We start from the raw sequence: 8,539 nt of genomic DNA on the forward strand, positions 1-8,539 counted from the left end.
GGTTGTTATTTTACCCTAAACTCATCCTCTTCATTACTCTCTATTCCTAGGGCTTCATAAATATAATCAAAAGTAGATAATAATTGCGGTTTGCCATTTACAATTGCTACATCATGCTCAAAATGTGCACTTGGTTTGTTATCTAAAGTTGTAATTGTCCAACCATCACTATGCTGTACAATTTTTCTTGTACCTTGGTTAATCATTGGCTCTATAGCAACTACCATACCTTCAACAAACTTTTTGCCTCTACCGCGTTTACCATAGTTAGGCATTTCTGGTCCTTCATGCATTTTTTTGCCTAAGCCGTGGCCAACTAGTTCACGAACAACACCATAACCTTCCGCTTCGCAAAATTGTTGTATTGCAAAACCAACATCACCAACTCTATTGCCGGCTTTAAATTCTTTTATACCTACATATAAAGATTGCTTAGTAATATTAAGCAATTTTTTAGTTTCCGGATCTACTTCTCCAACTTCAAAAGTGTATGCGTGATCTCCGTAGTAACCATTTTTTAATACACCACAATCTACAGATATAATTTCGCCATTCTCTAATGGTTTATTATTAGGTATGCCGTGTACAACCTGTTGGTTGGGGCTCATACATAATGTGTTAGGAAAATCATATAATCCTAAAAAACCAGGAATACCACCATTATCTCTAATGAATTCTTCTGCAATTTTATCTAACTGCAATGTAGTTACACCAGGCTTAATTTCTTTAGCAATTAAGCCTAATGTTTTAGAAACCATTAATGCACTTTCGCGCATTATTTCTATTTCTTCAGGTGTTTTAATTTTTACCATAGTTTGCAAAGGTAAAACAATCTTATAAAAACAGTATTATAACGATAAAAATCTTAAACTAAAGATTTTTGTGTCATTAGCTCTGGTTGTTTTACTCCTATTAATTTTAAAATTGTAGGTGCTATATCTCCTAAAACACCATCATTAATTTGTTTTAATTCTTTGTCTACCAAAATTAGTGGTACAGGATTGGTTGTATGTGCAGTGTTAGGGCTCCCATCTGGGTTTACCATAGTTTCACAATTACCATGATCTGCTATTACAATAGTAGTGTAATCATTTTTTAAACCTGCAGTAATTACAGCTTCTGCACAACTGTCTACAGTTTCGCAGGCTTTTATTGCGGCTTGCATATCTCCTGTATGGCCTACCATATCTGGATTAGCAAAGTTTAGGCAAACAAAATCTGCCTCTGCTTTGTTCAATTCTGGTATAATAGCGTCTCTAATATCAAAAGCACTCATTTCTGGCTGTAAGTCATAAGTAGCAACCTTAGGAGACGGACATAAAATACGCTGCTCACCATCAAAAGGAACCTCTCTACCACCGTTGAAGAAAAATGTAACGTGAGGATATTTCTCTGTTTCAGCAATACGAATTTGCTTTTTTCCTGCTTTAGATAACACTTCACCTAAAGTTTCCTCAATATTTGCTTTGTCATAAATAACGTGCACATTTTTATAGGCTTCGTTATAATTTGTCATTGTAACATAATACAGTTTCAATGGGTGTGTGTTGTACTCATGAAACATTTCCTGACTTAACATTTCTGTTAGTTCTCTACCACGGTCTGTTCTAAAATTGAAGAAAATAACAACATCATTTTCTTGTATTTTTGCTGTTGGGGCACCATTTTTATCTGTTACAACAATTGGCTTAACAAATTCATCTGTAACATCGTTATCATAGCTATCTTGTATAGCTTGCTCTACATTGTTGGTTTTTGTACCGGCATTATTAACTAATAAGTCATATGCTAATTTAACGCGCTCCCAACGTTTATCACGATCCATAGCGTAGTAACGACCAATAACACTTGCTAATTTGGTGTTTTTATCTTTACAAAAGGTAATAATATCATTTATGTAGCTTTTACCACTTTTAGGATCAACATCTCTACCATCTGTAAAAGCATGTATATAAGAATTTTCTACACCATAACTTTCAGCAGCTGTAATTAACCCTTTTAAATGTGAAGAGTGTGAATGTACACCACCATTACTAAGAAGACCTAAAAAATGAACAGCTTTATTATTTTCTTTAGCATACTTAAAGGCGTTTTTAATTACTTCCTCATCCTTAAGAGTATTTTCTTTAACAGCTAAGTTAATTTTTGCTAAATCTTGATAAACAATACGGCCAGCACCAAGGTTCATATGTCCAACTTCGCTGTTACCCATTTGTCCTTCAGGCAAGCCAACATTCATTCCGTCGGTTAATAAATTAGCATTTGCATATTTGGTATACAATCCATCTATAAAAGGAGTATTTGCGTTTTCTATGGCCGAGATTTTAGGATCTGGAGATTTCCCCCATCCATCTAAAATCATTAAAATAACTTTTTTGTTCATCTTTTTATTTTTTTGCTACTCAAAAATAGCACCAATTATTAAGTTTTATGGTTAACTTACTTGTCTTTTTTTCATTTTTTAGAAAGTGTTAACGTATTGGTTTAACTAAAACGATATCGTTTCTTAAAACAGCTGTTAAAATTATGTTATAATCAGTTTTTACTGAAACATATGTTCCTAGTTGTCGTCTTTATCTGTGTATACAATTCATCAATTAAATCAAAAAACAACAATCATCATGAAAAAAACAATTTTAGTTTTTGCGGCTGCTTTAGTGCTAGCAACAACAGTAGTAAAAGCAAATGTTAATGCAGTATTACCAAATTACAAAATAGTAAATGTTGCTTTAGAAACCGTAAACCCTTTTTGTATGGCTATTTTAAAGGGCGATGTAGAAACGGTACGTAAACTTATAGAATTTGGAGAAGATGTAAATAAAAAGTCTAATGGTATGACGCCTGCTATATTTGCTGCGCGATACAATAAGGTAGAAATTTTAGAGATACTTGTAGCAAACGGTGCAGATATTAGAATTAAATGCGATAAAGGACGTACAATAATGAAGCACGCAGAATTATCTAATGCAAAAGAAACTATAGCTTTTTTAGAGCAAGTAACTAAAGAAAAAAAGTTAGCAAGAAAAAATAAAAGAAAAAGAAAGTAGAGTTCATCCAACAATCATCAACCAAAAAATCCCTTTGAAGAAAACTCAAAGGGATTTTTTTATTAGGTAATACTTTTAGGGGTTCTCGTAAAAAAGTATAATTTTTTAGAATCTAAACCCTGTAAATGCTCTGTATAAAAATGCATAGACAGTTATAGATATTAGCGCAAAGCAAAAAAATGAATATGCTTTTAATAAAATCACAGCCAGTATTGGTCTGCAATTGTCAAATGCGCTTAAATAAATTCGTTTGTATTCTAGTAGCCTTCCCATATAGTCTCTTTTTTAGAATTAATATTCTCAAAGCTATAATGGTTAAAAACAATAAGTTAGGTTTGGGATGCTACAAAGCTAAATAAAAATAACGAGATTAAAATGCATTTCGTCGAATAGTTATTTTTCGTTTTTATATTTTTCTATTGCTTCTTTAATTTTTTCTATTCTGTTTTCAGGATCTGGGTGAGTGCTTTGAAACTCTGGTTGCCTGTTAGGTCCTGCGGCTGCCTTTAAAATTTTCATTACAGCTATCATTTCTTCTGGGTTGTAACCAGATTGTATCATAAATAACACTCCAAGTTCATCACTTTCTAATTCGTCTCCACGACCATTAGTGAGTAAGGTTTTTTGTCCTATACCGTTAACAACACCTCCCATATCTGCACCAACAGATGCCCCTGTAGATAATGTTTGCCAAAAATTGCTGTCTGCTATACGTTCTGCCGAATGTCTGCCAATAACGTGTCCTATTTCATGTCCTAAAACACCAGCCAATTGTGCTTCATTAAGCTTAGAGAATAGGGCATAGGTAATAAATATTTGTCCGCCTGGTAACGCAAAAGCATTAATGGTTTTTTCGTCTGCCAATAAATGAAACTCGTATTTGTAAGGAGTGTCTTTAGCAATACTATTTTGTACTAATTTGTTGCCAACAGCATCTACAAAATTTTGCAATTTTTGGTCTGGATATAAACCTCCGTGTTGTTGTGCCATTTGTGGAGCACTTTGTAAACCAATAGCAATTTCTTGATTGGCATCCATATTTATATTTTGCACTCTACCGGTATACGGGTTTTCTTCTTTATTGCTGCACCTTTGTATGTATGCAAAAGCAACAATGGCAAGTCCTATAAGTATTCTTATTTTCCAATTTCCTCTTCTCATTATAGTTTATTCTTGGTTAGTTAAAAACCAAGATACAAAAAGAGTTATAAAAGTTCTGGATTAATATCTAAAATATTGTTTACTATATAAGATTTTAAAAAGCCAGCAGTAAAGTGTTCACCACCTAAAAGTTGTTGCTCTTTTACCAACCTCATAATATTTTTACCTCTAAACTGTTCTAGCATAGGTTTAGAAATAGGGGCGTAGCTATAATGCCAAGGCTCATATTTAAAACCTCTACGTTTTTTGTTGTTAGTATACACTAAGTAAAAACCAAAGTCGTTCGCGTTTTCGTCCATCCATTTTTTAAGGTCTTCAAACGGCCCACCTTCTTCAAATTTTTTAGGAACTAAAACATCTCCGCTAGTTTTTTGATAGCCATCTATAATATCAATATCTGTTCCCCAATGGTGTCTACTTGTACCAGGAATAGTAGAGTATTCAATAATTTTATCAATAGCATTTAAAGGTTTCATTTTTTGATCGTCTGTATATTTTAAATACTTACGTTCCCAAATACCTTCTTGTCTGTAGTAATTTCTATAGCTGGATACTATTTTTAAATCAATGCCAGCACTGTAAGCAGCTACTTTCATTTTTTTAAAAGCATCATGGGCTTCTTTTCTTAGGTTAATTCCTTTGCCATACAAATCTATATCTGCTTTACCCATTAACTCTTCAATAGAATAGGTAACTTCTTCTTCTTGCTCTTGAGCAAAAATAAGTTGTGGAGCCGTAATTGCGGCAGCACCTATAATTCCGGTTTTTAGAATAAATGATCTTCTTTGCATAACTCTTAATTTAATTTTTTAAACATAACCACGTGTGGTCCCACCTTTTGTATGTCAAAAATGCTGCCACTTTTGGTATAACCACATTTTGTATAAAAAGGAATTGCGCTTACTCTGGCGTTCATCCACAATAATAAAACGCCTTTTTCTTTTAAAATTGTTTCTGCATAGTTAATAATTTTTTTGCCAAGTCCCTTTCCTTGGTGTTCATTAGCTATGGCCATTCCTCTAAGTTGGTAAGCAAAAACATTTAAAATAGAAGTATTTTTTACTTGTAACAGGCTTGCAACACCTATTAATTGGTTGTTTTGGTATGCGCCAATATGAAAAGTAGTTTTTAAATTATCACCAGAAAACTCACACGAAGATAGGGGTTTACCTGCTCTTAATACAGGATGTCTAACTGGGTAAGTTTCAATAGCAGAAATTAATTTAAATGTAAGTTCTTTTTGGTCTTTCATACTGTTAATAAATGAAAAACAAAAGTACGCATTATTGGTTTTGCTTTCCTAAATAGATATACCCTTGGTGTATAATATTTACATCTTTTAAATTTAAAATATAAAAGTAAACACCATCTGGTAGAGCATTACCGGCTTTTACAACGCCACTTACATTAGCTATACCTCCAAAAGTATTGTTGTAAGCATCTTTGTCATACACAATTCTTCCCCATCTGCTATATATTCTTAAGTTGTTATTTTTAGGAGATAACGATACTTCTTTAAAGTAAAGAAAATCATTAACACCATCATTATTTGGAGATACAAAATAGTTTTCAAAATTAGTAGAAATAGCACTTAAACTACTCCCAAAGGTAATTATATCATAATTATTTGGCACAAAAGTATCTGACGTTATGGAACCAGAACTAAAGTTTCCGATTATATCTGTATTGCCTAGATTTTCCCAAATGTTTAATGTTTTGTTCCATCCTACAATGCGTAAATCTTCAATAGTATCAGTAAAACTGTCTATACTGCTATCATCATCCCAAGTTAATGTAATTTTAGAGTTGGTGTCTGCTTCTAGGTGCCAAAACTCATATGTACTTACAGCGGTTAAAATATCAGCAAAATTATCTGTATTAAAGGTTTTTGTAAATGTTGATGGAGAATTAGGGTCTTCATAAAAGTAAGCGCTCTTTGCAGTATTGTTATTTGTTTCAGAATCTAAATAAAGAGGTCTAATTTTATCAGCATCGCCAACAGGGAAACTAAAGTTGTATTTGTCTGTTACAGCAGCGTAACCATCTACTTTTGTTAGGTTACCATCACCATTATAAAAGGCGTAGTTAATAAAATCTAAATTTATATCTGTAGCGTTTCTGGGAGTAACTACATCACCTAAAATAAAATTGTTATTGTTGGTTATACCAACGGCTACATCTAAAAATAAGTCATTGGTAACTACAATTTCCATATCATTAAAAACAGGTTTAAAAGCTCCGGAGATAGTCCTGGTATCATCACTATAAAAACCGGCTAAACCTTCGTTTTGGTCAAAATTTCCATCGTTTGTCAAATCAATATGAAAACCAATTTGTCCGTCATTAAAAATTTTTAAGTTCCCTGTATTGTGCACCACATTTTGTGATGTTAGTATACAAGAGACACTTAGAGATATATAGAAAAGTATGTGTTTCATTATTATTGTATTTGTTGCCAATCTGTGCCGTCACTTTGTAGCCAGATAGTTTTTTGACTAATTATTAAGTTTACATCTAAGCCTAATAAACTTTTGTAAGTACTTATGCTTGCCGTTATTCCAATTCCAAAAAGTATTGGGTTTTTAATAATATATATTCTGCCTTTACAGGTAGATGCGTCAGGTAATGTTATATTATGAGCACCTCCTAATATTATAGTATGATGGGTTTCATCTAAAGCTAAATCTCCAGAGGTAACATCTATAGCTGTAGAAACAGAACCTTTAACATCTAAGGTAGAATGCGCATTTTCTCCAGAGTATGCAAGGTCTTCAGGCAAGTTAAAACCAATGCCTAAACGCTCACTAATTAAAACTTGGGAGTTGGTAGAGCTGTATTTGTCTATACGAATAGCCTCCTTGTTGCCTACACTAAAGTTAAGTTCGTTGGTAGCAGTTCTGTACATACCTGTATCGGTATCTCCATTAAATCTAAATGATGGTTCACCTTGGTTACCATCACTATTTAATAAACCTGCACTTCTTATAGCACCAGTAACTTGTACTTTGTTTGTTGGAGTATTAGTTCCAATTCCTAGTCTGTTATTGGTACTGTTCCAATAAATTTGATTGTTGTCCTCTTCAGGTTCTCCAGATGAATTGGTGTATAAAATTGAACCGGGGGTATAGGTTGCGGGTAGTAAATCTGTGATATCTGGAATTTTTTGCCAAAGGGATGAGTTGTATAAATAGATGCGTTTTTCATCTGTATTATACAAAATAGAACCTTCTAACGAACCGGTTATTCCACTTATTTCAGCAGAAGTTGCAGTTGTAAGTCCTAACAATAGGTTAGGGTCTATTTGGCCATAAGATATTACTATTGGAGCTAGTAACATTAGTTTAAAAATTATTTTTTTCATCGTCATTAAATTATTGGTTTTAACTATTTCTAAAAAATATACTAGTCTGCTATTGGTTGTTGATTTGTAACTAGTAAATAGAAGTAGTAGTAGTTTGTTTAATTTGATGAATTACTTGGGGAACTAAAAGTAACTCGGTTTTTTGATTATAGATTTAAATTTTAGGGGTTAAACTTTATTTTGATTGTCTTTATATTTTACCTTATTAGTTATTTTTATAAGTCTAGAATTACAAACATAAATTCAGAGTCAAACCTTGCTCTATCTGAACCTCCATTATCGTTATCACCCATAATAACATCAAAACCTGTAGCTGTTTGATTGCTATAAGAAATTCCAGGGTCATCATTACCTACACCAGCTCTTCCTGGCTGACTCAATTGAATAATGTAGTTAGCATCAGAAACCGTTCCAGCAGGTAAGTTTACTCGGTAATGTCCAACTCCAACTTGTTTAACAACAGTAACGCCAGTTGTACCTTTTAGTACTACACCAAGTGCATTTACTTTACCTATAGCTTTTACCATACTATTGTAAAAAGCACCACCATCAGTTCCAGGAGTAATATCATTATTAGTATCTGTAGAAATAACTTCAGCTGTTTGTGTTATTGCAGATTCGTTTACATAGCTAATAACACCAGAGGTATCATCCTGACTTAGATTTGTAACACTTCCGCCTATTATTCCACTAATTTGAGTATCTACATAAGTCTTTACTGCATTTTGAGTAGGATATAAAGAGGAAGATGGTGTTGTATCTCCTAAGTCTGTAGCATCAGATTTGTTTGTTAAATCTTCTTTTAAAGCTATAGCAGCGTCTGCATCAGCTTCGTTAGTGTCTACATCAGTTTGTACCGCAGCAATAGCGTTTGTAGTTGCTGTATTGTTAGCTGTTAATTCGGTTTCTGTAACAAAAGTTCCGTCTAAATCTTGCGATAATGTTCCGTCTGCATCTGTAATTTCTAAAG

10 protein-coding genes are annotated in these 8,539 nt (G+C 33.1%); 1 reads left to right on the forward strand and 9 read right to left on the reverse strand.

From position 1 onward, the window contains the following. Positions 1–5 precede the first annotated feature (5 nt). Together map and gpmI are read right to left on the reverse strand one after the other, a co-directional pair. Positions 6–812: a type I methionyl aminopeptidase gene (gene map / locus KLA_RS15300; protein ID WP_034646789.1), complete on the reverse strand. Its 807-nt coding sequence runs from the start codon at positions 810–812 to the stop codon at positions 6–8. Positions 813–865: 53 nt separating this feature from the next. After that, on the reverse strand, positions 866–2,383 hold the full coding sequence (gene gpmI / locus KLA_RS15305; protein ID WP_034646791.1) for a 2,3-bisphosphoglycerate-independent phosphoglycerate mutase: 1,518 nt from the start codon (positions 2,381–2,383) through the stop codon (positions 866–868). 238 nt (positions 2,384–2,621) lie between these two features. On the opposite strand from gpmI, the gene KLA_RS15310 reads away from it, so the two are divergent. Beyond that, positions 2,622–3,047, forward strand: a complete 426-nt coding sequence (locus KLA_RS15310; protein WP_034646793.1) for an ankyrin repeat domain-containing protein — start codon at positions 2,622–2,624, stop codon at positions 3,045–3,047. A 105-nt stretch (positions 3,048–3,152) separates the two neighbouring features. On the opposite strand, the gene KLA_RS18580 is transcribed toward KLA_RS15310, so the two are convergent. The 7 genes from KLA_RS18580 to KLA_RS18125 form a co-directional block, all read right to left on the reverse strand. Continuing rightward, entirely contained in the window at positions 3,153–3,320 is a 168-nt protein-coding gene (locus KLA_RS18580) for a DUF6747 family protein (protein ID WP_013620200.1), read from the reverse strand. A gap of 120 nt (positions 3,321–3,440) precedes the next feature. Continuing rightward, the gene (locus KLA_RS15315) at positions 3,441–4,208 is read right to left on the reverse strand and encodes a M48 family metalloprotease (protein ID WP_013620199.1); all 768 of its coding nucleotides are present in this window, start codon (positions 4,206–4,208) and stop codon (positions 3,441–3,443) included. Between the two features lie 44 nt (positions 4,209–4,252). Beyond that, positions 4,253–4,999 (reverse strand): M15 family metallopeptidase, encoded by a 747-nt coding sequence (locus KLA_RS15320; protein WP_013620198.1) that lies wholly within the window; start codon positions 4,997–4,999, stop codon positions 4,253–4,255. Positions 5,000–5,004: 5 nt separating this feature from the next. Next, complete coding sequence (locus tag KLA_RS15325) at positions 5,005–5,460, reverse strand: GNAT family N-acetyltransferase (RefSeq protein WP_013620197.1); 456 nt, start codon at positions 5,458–5,460, stop codon at positions 5,005–5,007. A gap of 31 nt (positions 5,461–5,491) precedes the next feature. Then, positions 5,492–6,646 carry a gliding motility-associated C-terminal domain-containing protein gene (locus KLA_RS15330; RefSeq protein ID WP_034646794.1) on the reverse strand — a complete coding sequence of 385 codons (1,155 nt, stop codon included), beginning with the start codon at positions 6,644–6,646 and terminating at the stop codon, positions 5,492–5,494. A 2-nt stretch (positions 6,647–6,648) separates the two neighbouring features. Further along, positions 6,649–7,575: a hypothetical protein gene (locus KLA_RS15335; protein ID WP_161633470.1), complete on the reverse strand. Its 927-nt coding sequence runs from the start codon at positions 7,573–7,575 to the stop codon at positions 6,649–6,651. A 209-nt stretch (positions 7,576–7,784) separates the two neighbouring features. Next, on the reverse strand, positions 7,785–8,539 hold a 755-nt coding region (locus KLA_RS18125; protein ID WP_034646797.1), incomplete at its 5' end, for a hypothetical protein.

It is taken from the genome of Cellulophaga geojensis KL-A, from assembly GCF_000568425.1.
Classification (GTDB): domain Bacteria; phylum Bacteroidota; class Bacteroidia; order Flavobacteriales; family Flavobacteriaceae; genus Cellulophaga; species Cellulophaga lytica.

What these genes read in the sequence shown, in the direction of transcription:
- map (WP_034646789.1), bottom strand. Translation starts at nt 812, where the DNA reads ATGGTAAAAATTAAAACACCTGAAGAAATAGAAATAATGCGCGAAAGT.
- gpmI (WP_034646791.1), bottom strand. Translation starts at nt 2,383, where the DNA reads ATGAACAAAAAAGTTATTTTAATGATTTTAGATGGATGGGGGAAATCT.
- KLA_RS15310 (WP_034646793.1), top strand. Translation starts at nt 2,622, where the DNA reads ATGAAAAAAACAATTTTAGTTTTTGCGGCTGCTTTAGTGCTAGCAACA.
- KLA_RS18580 (WP_013620200.1), bottom strand. Translation starts at nt 3,320, where the DNA reads ATGGGAAGGCTACTAGAATACAAACGAATTTATTTAAGCGCATTTGAC.
- KLA_RS15315 (WP_013620199.1), bottom strand. Translation starts at nt 4,208, where the DNA reads ATGAGAAGAGGAAATTGGAAAATAAGAATACTTATAGGACTTGCCATT.
- KLA_RS15320 (WP_013620198.1), bottom strand. Translation starts at nt 4,999, where the DNA reads ATGCAAAGAAGATCATTTATTCTAAAAACCGGAATTATAGGTGCTGCC.
- KLA_RS15325 (WP_013620197.1), bottom strand. Translation starts at nt 5,460, where the DNA reads ATGAAAGACCAAAAAGAACTTACATTTAAATTAATTTCTGCTATTGAA.
- KLA_RS15330 (WP_034646794.1), bottom strand. Translation starts at nt 6,646, where the DNA reads ATGAAACACATACTTTTCTATATATCTCTAAGTGTCTCTTGTATACTA.
- KLA_RS15335 (WP_161633470.1), bottom strand. Translation starts at nt 7,575, where the DNA reads ATGACGATGAAAAAAATAATTTTTAAACTAATGTTACTAGCTCCAATA.